Genomic DNA, 12875 nt, shown 5'->3' with positions numbered 1-12875 from the left:
GTGCATAATCAAGGATAACTCAGTCAGGAGGTATTATGTCACTGCAAAATTTAACCCTTTTCCCGCGTCTGGAACTGATTGGCGCGCCGACGCCGCTTGAATATCTGCCGCGCTTGTCCGATTACCTTGGCCGCGAAATCTTTATCAAGCGTGATGATGTGACCCCGCTTGCGATGGGCGGCAACAAACTGCGTAAGCTTGAGTTCCTGGCGGCTGATGCGCTGCGGGAGGGGGCGGATACGCTGATTACCGCAGGGGCCATCCAGTCCAACCACGTGCGCCAGACGGCGGCCGTGGCGGCAAAACTGGGCCTGCACTGCGTGGCGCTACTGGAAAACCCAATCGGCACCCGGGCCGAGAACTACCTGACTAACGGTAACCGTCTGCTGCTTGACCTGTTTAATACTCAGGTCGAAATGTGCGACGCGTTGACCGATCCGAATGCGCAGCTGGAAGAGCTGGCGACCCGTATCGAGGCTCAGGGCTACCGTCCGTACACGATCCCGGTTGGCGGTTCGAACGCGCTGGGCGCGCTGGGCTACGTTGAGAGCGCGCTGGAAATTGCCCAGCAGTGCGAAGGAGCGGTTGAGCTCTCCTCCGTGGTCGTCGCGTCCGGCAGCGCCGGTACGCATGCGGGCCTCGCCGTGGGGCTTGAGCAACTGATGCCCAATGCCGAGCTTATCGGCGTGACCGTGTCGCGCAAGGTGGCCGACCAGCTGCCGAAAGTGGCTGCGCTGCAGCAGGCGGTGGCCAATAGCCTGGAGCTGGAGGCAAAGGCTGGGATTCAGCTCTGGGATGACTACTTTGCGCCGGGTTACGGGACACCGAACGACGAAGGGATGGCCGCTGTGAAGCTACTGGCGCAGCTGGAAGGTATCCTGCTGGATCCGGTTTATACCGGGAAGGCGATGGCTGGACTGATTGATGGCATCAGCCAGAAACGCTTTAAGGATGAAGGCCCAATACTGTTTGTTCACACCGGCGGCGCCCCCGCGCTGTTCGCCTATCATCCTCATATCTAATGCAGAACACATAGAATGCAAGAGAGTATCCAACTGGTGATCGATTCTGCGCCTTTTCTGCTGAAAGGCGCGGTATTTACCCTACAGCTCAGCATCGGCGGCATGTTTTTTGGCCTGGTGCTGGGGTTTATTCTGGCGCTGATGCGTATGTCGCCCGTCTGGCCGATTGAGTGGCTGGCGCGGATGTACATTTCCATCTTTCGCGGAACGCCGCTGATAGCGCAGCTGTTCATGATCTATTACGGCTTGCCGCAGTTTGGCATTGAGCTGGATCCTATTCCCGCGGCGATGATCGGCCTGTCGCTCAATACGGCGGCCTACGCGGCGGAAACGCTGCGCGCAGCGATTGCCTCGATTGATAAAGGGCAATGGGAGGCGGCAGCGAGTATCGGGATGACGCGCTGGCAGGCGATGCGCCGCGCTATTCTTCCCCAGGCGGCGCGCGTGGCGCTACCGCCGCTGTCCAACAGTTTTATCAGCCTGGTGAAAGATACGTCGCTGGCGGCGACGATCCAGGTGCCGGAACTGTTCCGCCAGGCCCAGTTGATCACTTCCCGGACGCTGGAGGTTTTCACCATGTACCTGGCCGCTTCGCTTATCTACTGGGTAATGGCAACGGTGCTTTCTACGCTGCAGAACTATTTTGAAAATCAGCTGAACCGCCAGGAGCGAGATCCAAAATGAGTGCGATTGAAGTCAAAAACCTGGTGAAAAAATTCCATGGCCAAACGGTGCTCCACGGTATCGACCTTGAGGTTCAACAGGGTGAAGTGGTGGCGATCATCGGTCCCAGCGGGTCGGGGAAAACGACGCTGCTGCGCAGCATTAATCTCCTGGAGCAGCCGGAAAGCGGCACGATTCGCGTTGGCGACGTGACGATCGATGCCGCGCGCAGCATTAACCAGCAAAAAGCGGCGATTCGTCGTCTGCGTCAGCATGTGGGCTTTGTGTTTCAGAATTTTAATCTGTTCCCCCATCGTACAGTGTTGGAAAACATTATCGAAGGGCCAGTCATCGTCAAAGGGGAGGATAAAAATGAATCCATCGCCCGGGCGCGTGAACTGCTCACGAAAGTTGGGCTTACCGGTAAAGAGAATAGCTACCCGCGCCGTTTGTCCGGCGGACAGCAGCAGCGCGTGGCGATAGCTCGCGCGCTGGCGATGCGTCCCGATGTCATTCTATTTGATGAGCCAACGTCGGCGTTAGATCCGGAGCTGGTCGGTGAGGTCCTCAATACCATTCGCCAACTGGCTCAGGAGAGGCGCACGATGGTTATCGTGACCCATGAAATGAGCTTTGCCCGTGACGTTGCGGACCGTGCTATTTTTATGGATCAGGGGCGCATCGTTGAACAGGGAGAAGCGAAATCCCTGTTTGCTAACCCTCAGCAGGCGCGTACCCGGCAGTTCCTCGAAAAATTCCTGATGCAATAATTTCTTTGCGCTGGCCGCATTCGCTCAGGCGGATGCGGCAGGCCGCGAAGAATTTCCGCTTTATCAGCAAAAAAAGCCTCCCCAGATATTGGCGCTCATCAACGGCGATACATCTGTCAAGGTTTTGTGCCACGTCAATTGGCATAATTTTTTAACGCGTCTGGCGCTTTTGCCAACCGCAGTCTAATAAATGCGGTGGCTACCATTTTTTATACATATAAGCAGGATTTATGTGTTAGTTTTATGTATTTATAATAATGATTATCACTCAGGAGTTATTTGGTCAGTTATGAGGGACAATGATTTTTTCAGCTGGCGGCGGGAAATGCTGCAACAATTTCAGTCAGTTTCTGCAGGCGAGGGGGTTTTTCATCTTCTCCAGCAGCAGGCAAAAGGGCTGGAATATGACTACTTCGCACTCTGCGTACGGCATCCCGTGCCTTTTACTCGCCCCAGGGTGACGCTGCAATCAACCTATCCGCAGGCCTGGATGGCGCATTATCAAGCCGAGAATTATTTTGCGATCGACCCGGTACTGCGTAAGGAGAATTTTCTTCGTGGGCATTTGCCCTGGAACGATAAGCTATTCAATGATACGCCTGAATTATGGAACGGCGCGCGCGACCATGGATTACGCAAGGGCGTGACGCAGTGTCTGACGCTGCCTAACCATGCTCAGGGATTCCTGTCGGTTTCAGGCGCAAGCCATAGCCAGGGCCCTTTTGCGGAAGACGAACTGGAGATGCGCTTAAGAACCCTAACCGAATTGAGCCTGCTGACGCTATTGCGCCTGGAGGACGAGATGGTTATGCCGCCGGAAATGAAATTTAGTCGACGTGAACTGGAAATTTTGAAATGGACAGCAGAAGGGAAAACCTCGGCTGAGGTCGCAATGATTCTGTCTATCTCTGAAAATACCGTCAATTTCCACCAGAAGAATATGCAGCGAAAATTCAATGCGCCAAACAAAACCCAAATTGCCTGCTACGCCGTAGCGACGGGCTTAATTTGATTTAATTGGTTGTTCTGCGTGCCAGACGTAAGACCGGCTGTTAGTAATACCTTCAGCCGGTAAATGATTACTGACGATATGCCTGTTTAATTTGCTTAACGGTGCTGGAGAATACGGCAGCCTGAGCCTCATCTTCCATCTGCGCGATTTGCTTTTCCATTTTAATAATCACGCGGCCTGCATCAGCCTGACCCATGGCCTGCAGCATCAGCGTTATCATTGCTTTCAGGCACGAAACTTCCTGTGCCAGTTCTTGATTATTTTCCGCAGTGGAAAAATCTGGTGTGCTCATCGATATCCTCGGTTGCTTTCTGCGCAAATGCGCATGACTAAAAGTGAAGGCGGCGCAGTATACCACAAGCAAAGGAAAAAAAAGGAGTGCTGGATTTCCGTTCTCTCATCCGAATGGTGAATGATTTAATTCACTGAATAATACGTATTCATGAGGTCTAAGCGGGCTAATTTTTTCATGGCGCTGTTTTCGTGTTAATAATTGTTACATATTCAGGCGCTTATTTATCACCTACGCAATGTGTTGTGTTTTTACGTAATCTGTATGATGAATGTTAAAAAATAACTATTGCACAACTCTATGTTATGTATGGCTTTCCAGCAGGTGTGCAGACAAATTTCCATCGCGGCGGAAGAAATCTTTCCAACAACATTTTTTGGCTTTTAAAATTAGGTTAAAACCCGGTAATATGTGGGAGATAAGCTATCAGTAGCGTTATCCCTAATTCTGGAGAATATTCCTTTGATCAACGTCCTTCTTGTTGATGACCACGAACTGGTGCGCGCAGGGATACGACGCATTCTGGAAGATATAAAAGGGATTAAAGTTGCCGGCGAGGCCTGCTGCGGTGAAGATGCCGTGAAATGGTGCCGCGCGAATCCCGTAGATGTTGTCCTGATGGATATGAACATGCCGGGTATCGGGGGCCTTGAGGCCACGCGAAAAATTGCCCGTTCCGTTGCCGATGCTAAAGTCATTATGCTTACCGTCCATACGGAAAATCCGCTGCCGGCAAAAGTGATGCAGGCTGGCGCCGCAGGTTACCTTAGTAAAGGCGCCGCGCCGCAAGAGGTCGTGAATGCGATTCGCTGCGTTGCGTCAGGCCAGCGTTACATCGCCTCTGATATCGCCCAGCAGATGGCGCTTAGCCAGATCGAACCAGAAAAGGCGGAGTCGCCGTTTGCCAGTTTGTCTGAGCGAGAATTGCAGATTATGCTAATGATTACCAAAGGTCAGAAGGTCAATGAGATCTCAGAGCAGCTGAATCTGAGTCCGAAGACCGTGAATAGCTATCGTTACCGCATGTTCAGTAAATTGAATATTCATGGTGATGTGGAGCTGACGCACCTGGCAATTCGCCATGGCCTGTGCAATGCGGAGTCGTTAGCAAGTCAGTGAGTGATGTTTTTGACGCAAAAGCTTTCCTGAAAACAGTGACCAGCCAGCCGGGCGTCTATCGGATGTATGATGCTGGCGGTACTGTCATCTATGTAGGCAAAGCAAAAGATCTGAAAAAGCGGCTTAGCAGCTATTTCCGTAGCAACCTGGCTTCGCGTAAAACCGAAGCGCTGGTGGCGCTTATCGCCCAGATAGACGTCACGGTGACCCACACCGAAACGGAAGCGCTGCTGCTTGAGCACAACTACATCAAGCTATACCAGCCGCGTTACAACGTGCTGCTGCGCGATGATAAATCCTATCCCTTTATTTTCCTTAGCGGCGATACGCATCCTCGCCTGGCGACGCATCGCGGGGCGAAGCACGCTAAAGGTGAATATTTTGGCCCGTTCCCTAACGGTTACGCGGTTCGCGAAACCTTAGCGCTGCTGCAAAAAATCTTCCCCATCCGCCAATGTGAGAATAGCGTTTATCGCAACCGCTCGCGGCCGTGCCTGCAGTATCAAATTGGCCGCTGTCTGGGGCCGTGCGTCGCGGGACTGGTGAGCGAGGAAGAGTATGCCCAGCAGGTCGACTACGTACGCCTGTTCCTTGCAGGTAAAGACGATCAGGTGCTGACCCAACTGATTGCCCGCATGGAAAAAGCCAGTCAGGCGCTGGAGTTTGAAGAGGCGGCGCGGATCCGCGACCAGATTCAGGCCGTACGCCGGGTTACGGAGAAGCAGTTCGTCTCCAATACCGGGGACGATCTGGACGTTATCGGCGTGGCGTTTGATGCCGGAATGGCGTGCGTCCACGTGCTTTTCATACGCCAGGGGAAAGTTCTTGGTAGCCGCAGCTATTTCCCCAAAGTGCCCAATGGCACCGAGCTGGGTGAAGTGGTGGAAACGTTTGTCGGGCAGTTCTATTTACAGGGCAGCCAGATGCGTACGCTGCCGGGCGAGATCCTGCTGGATTTCAACCTCGGCGACAAAACCCTGCTGGCGGATTCACTCTCTGAACTGGCCGGGCGCCGGGTTAACGTACAGACTAAACCCCGCGGCGATCGCGCGCGCTACCTGAAGCTGGCGCGGACTAACGCCGCGACGGCGCTGACCACCAAAATTTCCCAGCATTCGACGATTACCCAACGCCTGCGGGCGCTGGCGACATTGCTCAAGCTTCCCGCCGTCAACCGGATGGAATGCTTTGATATCAGCCATACGATGGGTGAACAGACGGTTGCGTCGTGCGTGGTTTTTGATAGCAACGGGCCGCTGCGAGCGGAGTATCGCCGCTACAATATCACCGGCATTACGCCGGGAGATGATTATGCGGCGATGAACCAGGTTCTGCGTCGTCGTTACGGCAAGGCAATAGAAGAGAATAAAATCCCCGATGTCATACTGATCGACGGCGGTAAAGGCCAGCTTGGGCAGGCGAAAGCGGTTTTTGCCGAGCTGGATGTGCCGTGGGATAAAAATCACCCTCTGCTATTGGGCGTGGCAAAAGGCAGCGATCGTAAAGCGGGGCTGGAGACGTTATTCTTTGAACCGGAAGGCGAGGGCTTTAGCCTGCCGCCGGATTCCCCCGCGCTGCATGTGATTCAGCATATTCGCGACGAGTCGCACGATCACGCCATTACCGGCCACCGTAAAAAACGGGCAAAAGTAAAAAGCACCAGCACGCTGGAAACCATTGAAGGGGTCGGACCAAAACGCCGACAGATGCTGCTGAAATATATGGGCGGTCTGCAGGGGTTGCAGAAAGCCAGCGTGGAAGAAATTGCTAAAGTACCGGGTATATCTCACGGTCTGGCAGAAAAGATCTTCTACTCGTTGAAACATTAGGGGCTCTGTAGCAACATAGGGCTAATTTTTACTTACAACAGATAGTTACCCGTTACTATGCAATTTAATATCCCTACATTGCTTACCCTGTTTCGCGTCATTCTTATTCCTTTCTTTGTACTGGCGTTTTACCTGCCGTTTACTTGGGCGCCTTTTGCCTGCGCGCTAATTTTCTTTGTTGCCGCCGTGACCGACTGGTTTGATGGTTACCTGGCGCGTCGTTGGAATCAGAGCACCCGTTTCGGCGCCTTTCTCGATCCGGTTGCCGATAAAGTTATGGTTGCCATTGCCATGGTGCTGGTTGCCGAGCATTATCATACCTGGTGGGTGACGTTACCGGCCGCCACGATGATCGCGCGTGAAATTATTATCTCCGCACTGCGCGAGTGGATGGCTGAACTGGGCAAGCGCAGCAGCGTCGCGGTATCCTGGATAGGCAAAGTGAAAACCACGGCGCAAATGGCGGCGCTGGTGTGGATGCTGTGGCGGCCAAATATCTGGGTTGAATGGGCGGGGATTGGTCTGTTTCTCGTCGCGGCTGTGCTGACGCTATGGTCTATGCTGCAATATTTGAACGCGGCGCGCGGCGATTTGCTTGATCAGTGATCGTTTCGACGCAATTTTCAGCAAACAACACAAGGTTTTAAAAAATATCGTTGACTCATTGCGCCAGGTAAGTAGAATGCATCGCATCGAACGGCAGCACAGTCTGGCAGACGATAACAAAATCAAGTAATTAGCAAATTAGCTTGATGATGCGGGAATAGCTCAGTTGGTAGAGCACGACCTTGCCAAGGTCGGGGTCGCGAGTTCGAGTCTCGTTTCCCGCTCCAGTTTAGAACATCGGCAGCTGCGGGTGTTAAAGCATTAAGGCGCGTTAGCAAAGCGGTTATGTAGCGGATTGCAAATCCGTCTAGTCCGGTTCGACTCCGGAACGCGCCTCCAATTTCTATCCCGAGCCCGGATGGTGGAATCGGTAGACACAAGGGATTTAAAATCCCTCGGCGTTCGCGCTGTGCGGGTTCAAGTCCCGCTCCGGGTACCATTGGGATAAAGCAGAATAATCAAAGCAATAAGCAGTGTCGTGAAACCACCTACGGGTGGTTTTTTTGTTTTTCTACAACGTCTCTTTTGCCCCTCAACGTCACCTCACTCTATTTTGTCATAGGACAAAACAAGCTTCTGTTGCTACTATCTGCCAGCACTCGATCATTATCTCAATAAGTGGGGATGAAATGTTTACTGGCCTCTGCGCTTTTCCTCTGACTCCGTTCAATCATCACGGCGTTGATGAAACCGCTTTTGCTCGCATTGTTACTCGTCTCGTTGACGCAGCTGTCAATTCTCTCGGCGTGCTCGGCTCCACGGGAAGTTACGCATACCTCAGCCGTGAGCAGAGAATGCAGGTTGTCCGACAGGCAAAATCGCATGCCGGCTCGGTGCCGATGATGGTGGGGATCGGGGCGGTGGGAACCGATCAGGTTCTTCGTCTGGCAGACGATGCCCAGCGGGCGGGTGCGAACGCGCTACTCCTGCCGGTGATGGCTTATCAGCCCCTGTCAGATGAGGAAATTTTGACTTTTTACCAGACCGTTTGTCGCCATGTCTCTGTACCCGTTTGCGTTTACGACAATCCGGTTACTACCCATATTTCTCTGTCCGATGAGCTCAAAAGCGCGATAGCCGCGCTGCCGGGTATTGCCTCAATGAAAATACCCGGACCCGCCAGCCATGAAGTCGCGCAACGCGTGCAGAGCCTGCGGCGGCAGCTCCCGGCGGAGGTGTCGATTGGGATTAGCGGAGACGCCAGCGCGGCCGATGGGCTGAACGCCGGCTGTGCGGTATGGTATTCCGTGTGCGGCGGACTTTTCCCGAACGTTGCCCAAGAGATAGTGGCTGCCGCGAGGCGGGGCGAGGCCCAGCGGGCGACGGCGATAAGCGCCAGGCTGGAGCCGCTGTGGATGCTGTTCCGCAAGTATGGCGGAAGCCTGCGGGTCACTGCCGCCGCGGCGACGATCCTCGGTATGTGCGCTGAGGATTGCTTACCGCGCCCGCTGTTACCGCTCTCGCCGGAGGCCTTTAGCGAAATTGCTGAGACGCTGCGCCGTCTGAACCTTGAGTAGCCGGGTGGTTTTCTCTCGCTATTTCCGCTACTGTAAGCGCCATTTTTTACGACGATGAGCCTGTTTATGAAAACTGGACCCCTGAACGAAAGCGAAGTTGAATGGCTGGATGATATCCTGTCGAAATACGCGGTAGAAGGCACCATCATGGACGTTGCCGAGCTTGATGGGCTGCTGACGGCCATTCTCTCCGGGCCGACGGAGATTGAGCCCGCGCAGTGGCTGATTGCTATCTGGGGCGGAGCGGATAACGTGCCGCGCTGGGCCAACGATCGCGAACGGGATCGTTTTGTGAACCTGACGCTGCAGCAAATGAGCGATATTGCCGAGCGTTTAAGCGATTATCCCGATCAGTTTGAGCCGATGTTTGGCAGCCGGGAAGAGGAAGGGCAGGAACTCACGATTGTCGAAGAGTGGTGTTTCGGCTATATGCGCGGAGTGGGATTGAGCGACTGGTCCACGCTGCCGGCTGAGCTGCGAGCGGAGCTGGACGCCATCGCCCTGCACGGTACCGAGGAGCGATTCGAGGCGCTCGATGAATTATCCGCCGAAGCGTTTATCGCCAGCGTTGAGCGAATTCGTCCTGCGGCCCTCGCGCTATACAACTACTGGACTGAGCACGCGCAACCGGCGGAAGTTCAGCAGCCCATCAGAAATGAGGCGAAGATTGGGCGTAACGATCCCTGCCCGTGCGGCAGCGGTAAGAAATACAAGCAGTGCTGTTTAGTGAAATAAAAGAAGGGGGCCAAATCGGCCCCCTCTTTTTTACCCCACCGCGGGCAGCAGGCCTGCGACAATCGCAAACTGGATCGCGACAATGCCGATTCCGCATAGCAGAACAAGCCATAGCGCGGGAGAACCGCCCGCCACCCGCCATGCCGCGTCGGGATGCTGCTGACGGCTCTTCATGACCAGCAGCGAAGGCAGCATGAGCGCGAGCACGGCCAGCGCGACGCCCGCGTAGCCTAACGCCATCACGAAGCCGCGTGGATAAAATAGCGCGAAGGCCAGCGGAGGCAAAAAGGTAATCAGACCGCTCTGTAACCGTCCTGCGGCGCTGTTCTGGCGTTGAAACAGATCGGCCAGATAGTCGAACAACCCAAGCGCCACGCCGAGGAACGATGTCGCCAGCGCCAGATCGGCAAACAAATGTACCGCCAGCTCAACATGCGCCGAGGCAACCACTTCACGGATCGCTTCCAGCAGGCCATTAAGCCCGGCATTTTTTGCCAGCAGCGCGGTAAATACCGGGGAGTCAATACTGCCAAGCGTCGCCAGCTGCCAGAAAATATAGGCGACCAGGGGAATAAAGCTCCCGATGACAAATACCCGGCGCAGCTTGCGAATATCTCCGCCCAGATAACTCACAATACTGGGTATGCTGCCGTGAAAACCAAAGGAAGTAAAAATCACCGGAATGGCCGACAGCGCCAGTCCCTGCTGTAGCGGCAGAGTCAGCAGATTTATCTGGTGAATATGCGGCAGCAGAAGAGCCAGCATAATGGCGAGAAAGATAATTTTGGCGCTGAATAAAAAGCGGTTGAAAAGATCGACCAGCGAGGTCCCGATGCACACTACCGTTCCACCGATCCCGGTAAAAATCAGGACACCTGCCGCGGGAGGCAGGCGCCAGTCCAGCCACTGATTGAGGCTGGAAGCCAGCAGCTCGCCGGCGCCGCTGATATAGGCGGCGGTGAGCGCGTACAGCAGAAACAGCATGCAAAAACCGGTAGCCCACTGCCCGTAACGGCCCAGATAGCGAGCCGCCAGCGAACCCAGCCCCATATCCGCCGGCACGTGTTGATACACTTCCAGCAGCAGTAAGGCGGTGTAACACATCAGCGCCCACAGCGTTATCAGCAAACCTAAGGTGACGCCGAAACCGACGCCCGCCGACGCCAGCGGCATCGCTAACATCCCGGCGCCGATGGTGGTGCCGGCAACGATTAAAATACTACCCAGAGTGCGGTTCTTCACGCTTTTCTCTATCCATCACGGATTACACAATTAATTATGCCGCGCAGAGTATGTGAAATCAGTGAGTTCGTCAAATGAGGGTTACAGATAGCGTAATGAAAAATTTACACCACAAAGGGTTGCGCTAAAGCTGCGCTGGCGCAATAACCTGCCGCTGCGGCTGGTTTACTCTTCGGGGTTTACGGGAGGGGTTATGCCATCAATTCATGGTCACGAAGTGCTGCAAATGATGATTTCATCAGACGAGTCTTACACTGTTGCTACGCTGGAAGCGGCGATTATCGCCCGTTTCGGGAAAGAGGCTCGATTCCATACCTGCTCGGCGGAAAATCTGAGCGCGGCGGAGCTGGTGGCGTTTTTGCAGAAAAAAGGCAAGTTTATTGCCGCTGATGAAGGGTTTAATACGCACGAAAGTAAAATTTGCCGCCATTAATTTGGCAGCGAGCGCTGAGCCTCGCTGCCGTCTTTATTAATTTTGCGTATCGAGCGTTGCCAGCTCTTTATCAATAAAATACAGGCCTTCGCCGCTTTTGCCGGCGAGGGACAGTTTATCAATAACGGATTTAAACAGTTTCTCTTCTTCGTGCTGTTCAGCAACGTACCACTGCAGGAAATTAAATGTTGGATAATCCTGGCTGGTCATCGCCGCATGGGCCAGTTCGTTAATTTTCTGCGTAATCAACTGTTCATGTTCATAGGTCGCGCGAAACAGCTCATCCAGAGAGGTATATTCGGCAACCGGCGAAGCGATAGCGGTGATGCTGGGCAGGCTACCGGTATCGGTCAGATAGTCGAACAGGCGCTGCATATGGGTCATCTCTTCCTGCGCGTGGCGGCGCAGAAACGCGGCGGCGCCTTCAAAACTGTGATAGCTGCACCAGGCGCTCATTTGCTGATAAAGCAGAGAAGAATAAAGTTCGAGGTTCATCTGCGCATTCAGCTTTTCGATCATTTCATTTTTTAGCATCAGGCCGCTCCGGGAAAATAGAATTAAGGATTATTGTGCGCTCACTATAATTTGTTATTAATTTATTTGCAAAAAGTAAATTAATAAAATCATTTATTAATAATGCAAATGGGAATAACACGCATTGGCGATTTAAAAATAATGAGAATGGTTTTAATTTAATATTTTAAGCCATTAATCGGCAGATCAATTTTAGCGGCGAGAATTGACCTGCCAGGCAACCGTAACTGGATGAGCCTGAGATGGGCGCGGGGGACGACGCCTTACCGGCAGGGGACGGAAGTCAAAAGTGTGAGGCGAGATGCAATTTATAAAACAACTTTTCATAAAATTTGAAAGTATGTTCGTAAGGTAGTATTGTTCTTAGCAACGCTAACGAACTATCGCGGGAGTGCCCGCACAGCATTCAGGAGAGTAAAGCATGAAAATCGCACTGATGATGGAAAACAGCCAGGCGAACAAAAACGCCATCATCCTCAATGAGTTAAACGCCGTTGCTGACGAGAAAGGTTTCCCGGTTTATAACGTCGGGATGAGCGATGAAAACGACCATCACCTGACCTATATCCATCTGGGGATCATGGCCAGCATCCTGCTGAATTCGAAAGCGGTCGATTTTGTCGTGACCGGCTGCGGCACGGGCCAGGGCGCGCTGATGTCGCTGAATATTCACCCGGGCGTGGTTTGCGGCTACTGCATCGATCCTGCGGATGCCTTCCTGTTTGCGCAGATCAACAACGGTAACGCGCTTTCTCTGCCGTTTGCGAAAGGGTTTGGCTGGGGCGCGGAGCTGAACGTCCGCTTTATCTTTGAAAAAGCCTTCACCGGTCGCAACGGCGAAGGTTATCCGCCGGAGCGTAAAGAGCCTCAGGTACGTAATGCCGGGATCCTGAACACGGTGAAAGCTGCGGTTGTTAAGGAGAACTACCTGGATACGCTGCGCGCCATCGATCCGGAGCTGGTAAAAACCGCCGTTTCTGGCCCTCGTTTCCAGCAGTGTTTCTTTGAGAATTGCCAGAATAAAGAGATCGAAGCGTTCGTTCGCCAGATCGTCGGTTAATATCCGATCAGTATGAATTTTCCAGGCCAGCGCTGCTGGCC

General features: G+C 53.5%; 14 protein-coding genes and 3 tRNA genes. 14 read left to right on the top strand and 3 right to left on the bottom strand.

Features of this window, described 5'->3' with window-relative positions; all coding sequences use genetic code 11:
• Positions 1-35: 35 nt before the first annotated feature.
• The 4 genes from dcyD (at position 36) to sdiA (ending at position 3467) form a co-directional block, all read left to right on the top strand.
• Complete coding sequence (gene dcyD, locus KOSB73_RS19825) at positions 36-1022, top strand: D-cysteine desulfhydrase (protein WP_024359891.1); 987 nt, start codon at positions 36-38, stop codon at positions 1020-1022.
• Between the two features lie 15 nt (positions 1023-1037).
• The gene (gene tcyL, locus KOSB73_RS19820; RefSeq protein ID WP_098140863.1) at positions 1038-1706 is read left to right on the top strand and encodes a cystine ABC transporter permease; all 669 of its coding nucleotides are present in this window, start codon (positions 1038-1040) and stop codon (positions 1704-1706) included.
• On the top strand, positions 1703-2455 hold the full coding sequence (gene tcyN, locus KOSB73_RS19815; RefSeq protein WP_004122108.1) for an L-cystine ABC transporter ATP-binding protein TcyN: 753 nt from the start codon (positions 1703-1705) through the stop codon (positions 2453-2455). Before tcyL ends, tcyN begins: the two co-directional genes overlap by 4 nt.
• A 289-nt stretch (positions 2456-2744) precedes the next feature.
• A complete protein-coding gene (gene sdiA / locus KOSB73_RS19810; RefSeq protein ID WP_024359890.1) occupies positions 2745-3467 on the top strand; it encodes a quorum-sensing transcriptional regulator SdiA in 723 nt (240 codons plus the stop codon).
• 67 nt (positions 3468-3534) lie between these two features.
• On the opposite strand, the gene KOSB73_RS19805 is transcribed toward sdiA, so the two are convergent.
• A complete protein-coding gene (locus KOSB73_RS19805; protein ID WP_004122104.1) occupies positions 3535-3759 on the bottom strand; it encodes a DUF2594 family protein in 225 nt (74 codons plus the stop codon).
• Positions 3760-4221: 462 nt separating this feature from the next.
• On the opposite strand from KOSB73_RS19805, the gene uvrY reads away from it, so the two are divergent.
• The 8 genes from uvrY to KOSB73_RS19760 all read left to right on the top strand — a co-directional run bounded on the left by uvrY (position 4222) and on the right by KOSB73_RS19760 (position 9565).
• Positions 4222-4878, top strand: a complete 657-nt coding sequence (uvrY, locus tag KOSB73_RS19795) for a UvrY/SirA/GacA family response regulator transcription factor (RefSeq protein ID WP_004122102.1) — start codon at positions 4222-4224, stop codon at positions 4876-4878.
• On the top strand, positions 4875-6707 hold the full coding sequence (gene uvrC / locus KOSB73_RS19790; protein ID WP_049099988.1) for an excinuclease ABC subunit UvrC: 1833 nt from the start codon (positions 4875-4877) through the stop codon (positions 6705-6707). The genes uvrY and uvrC overlap by 4 nt, the downstream gene beginning before the upstream one ends.
• 57 nt (positions 6708-6764) lie before the next feature.
• Positions 6765-7313, top strand: a complete 549-nt coding sequence (gene pgsA / locus KOSB73_RS19785) for a CDP-diacylglycerol--glycerol-3-phosphate 3-phosphatidyltransferase (protein ID WP_004122100.1) — start codon at positions 6765-6767, stop codon at positions 7311-7313.
• A 151-nt stretch (positions 7314-7464) separates the two neighbouring features.
• Positions 7465-7540: transfer RNA gene (locus KOSB73_RS19780), tRNA-Gly, on the top strand.
• 38 nt (positions 7541-7578) lie between these two features.
• Positions 7579-7652 (top strand) — tRNA-Cys (locus tag KOSB73_RS19775).
• Positions 7653-7665: 13 nt separating this feature from the next.
• Positions 7666-7752 (top strand) — tRNA-Leu (locus KOSB73_RS19770).
• A 190-nt stretch (positions 7753-7942) separates the two neighbouring features.
• Positions 7943-8830, top strand: coding sequence for a dihydrodipicolinate synthase family protein (locus KOSB73_RS19765; protein WP_049085892.1), 888 nt, complete (start codon positions 7943-7945; stop codon positions 8828-8830).
• Positions 8831-8896: 66 nt separating this feature from the next.
• Complete coding sequence (locus tag KOSB73_RS19760) at positions 8897-9565, top strand: YecA/YgfB family protein (protein ID WP_098140861.1); 669 nt, start codon at positions 8897-8899, stop codon at positions 9563-9565.
• Between the two features lie 30 nt (positions 9566-9595).
• On the opposite strand, the gene tyrP is transcribed toward KOSB73_RS19760, so the two are convergent.
• Positions 9596-10807, bottom strand: a complete 1212-nt coding sequence (tyrP, locus tag KOSB73_RS19755; protein ID WP_024359887.1) for a tyrosine transporter TyrP — start codon at positions 10805-10807, stop codon at positions 9596-9598.
• A gap of 193 nt (positions 10808-11000) precedes the next feature.
• Between tyrP and KOSB73_RS19750 the strand changes: the two genes are divergently transcribed.
• The gene (locus KOSB73_RS19750; protein ID WP_004136615.1) at positions 11001-11240 is read left to right on the top strand and encodes a YecH family metal-binding protein; all 240 of its coding nucleotides are present in this window, start codon (positions 11001-11003) and stop codon (positions 11238-11240) included.
• A 36-nt stretch (positions 11241-11276) separates the two neighbouring features.
• On the opposite strand, the gene ftnA is transcribed toward KOSB73_RS19750, so the two are convergent.
• Entirely contained in the window at positions 11277-11774 is a 498-nt protein-coding gene (gene ftnA, locus KOSB73_RS19745; protein ID WP_004136616.1) for a non-heme ferritin, read from the bottom strand.
• A 421-nt stretch (positions 11775-12195) separates the two neighbouring features.
• On the opposite strand from ftnA, the gene KOSB73_RS19740 reads away from it, so the two are divergent.
• The gene (locus tag KOSB73_RS19740; RefSeq protein ID WP_004136617.1) at positions 12196-12834 is read left to right on the top strand and encodes an RpiB/LacA/LacB family sugar-phosphate isomerase; all 639 of its coding nucleotides are present in this window, start codon (positions 12196-12198) and stop codon (positions 12832-12834) included.
• Positions 12835-12875: the final 41 nt, after the last annotated feature.

Origin of the sequence: Klebsiella grimontii, from assembly GCF_900200035.1 — a bacterium.
GTDB lineage: Bacteria > Pseudomonadota > Gammaproteobacteria > Enterobacterales > Enterobacteriaceae > Klebsiella > Klebsiella grimontii.
Note: the sequence above shows the minus strand (reverse complement) of the source record. Positions and strands in the feature narration are given on the sequence as shown.

Bases quoted from the DNA above. Each gene is read 5' to 3' on its own strand.
- sdiA (WP_024359890.1), top strand. From the start codon at position 2,745: ATGAGGGACAATGATTTTTTCAGCTGGCGGCGGGAAATGCTGCAACAA.
- KOSB73_RS19760 (WP_098140861.1), top strand. From the start codon at position 8,897: ATGAAAACTGGACCCCTGAACGAAAGCGAAGTTGAATGGCTGGATGAT.
- ftnA (WP_004136616.1), bottom strand. From the start codon at position 11,774: ATGCTAAAAAATGAAATGATCGAAAAGCTGAATGCGCAGATGAACCTC.
- pgsA (WP_004122100.1), top strand. From the start codon at position 6,765: ATGCAATTTAATATCCCTACATTGCTTACCCTGTTTCGCGTCATTCTT.
- KOSB73_RS19740 (WP_004136617.1), top strand. From the start codon at position 12,196: ATGAAAATCGCACTGATGATGGAAAACAGCCAGGCGAACAAAAACGCC.
- KOSB73_RS19750 (WP_004136615.1), top strand. From the start codon at position 11,001: ATGCCATCAATTCATGGTCACGAAGTGCTGCAAATGATGATTTCATCA.
- tcyL (WP_098140863.1), top strand. From the start codon at position 1,038: ATGCAAGAGAGTATCCAACTGGTGATCGATTCTGCGCCTTTTCTGCTG.
- tcyN (WP_004122108.1), top strand. From the start codon at position 1,703: ATGAGTGCGATTGAAGTCAAAAACCTGGTGAAAAAATTCCATGGCCAA.
- KOSB73_RS19805 (WP_004122104.1), bottom strand. From the start codon at position 3,759: ATGAGCACACCAGATTTTTCCACTGCGGAAAATAATCAAGAACTGGCA.
- dcyD (WP_024359891.1), top strand. From the start codon at position 36: ATGTCACTGCAAAATTTAACCCTTTTCCCGCGTCTGGAACTGATTGGC.
- KOSB73_RS19765 (WP_049085892.1), top strand. From the start codon at position 7,943: ATGTTTACTGGCCTCTGCGCTTTTCCTCTGACTCCGTTCAATCATCAC.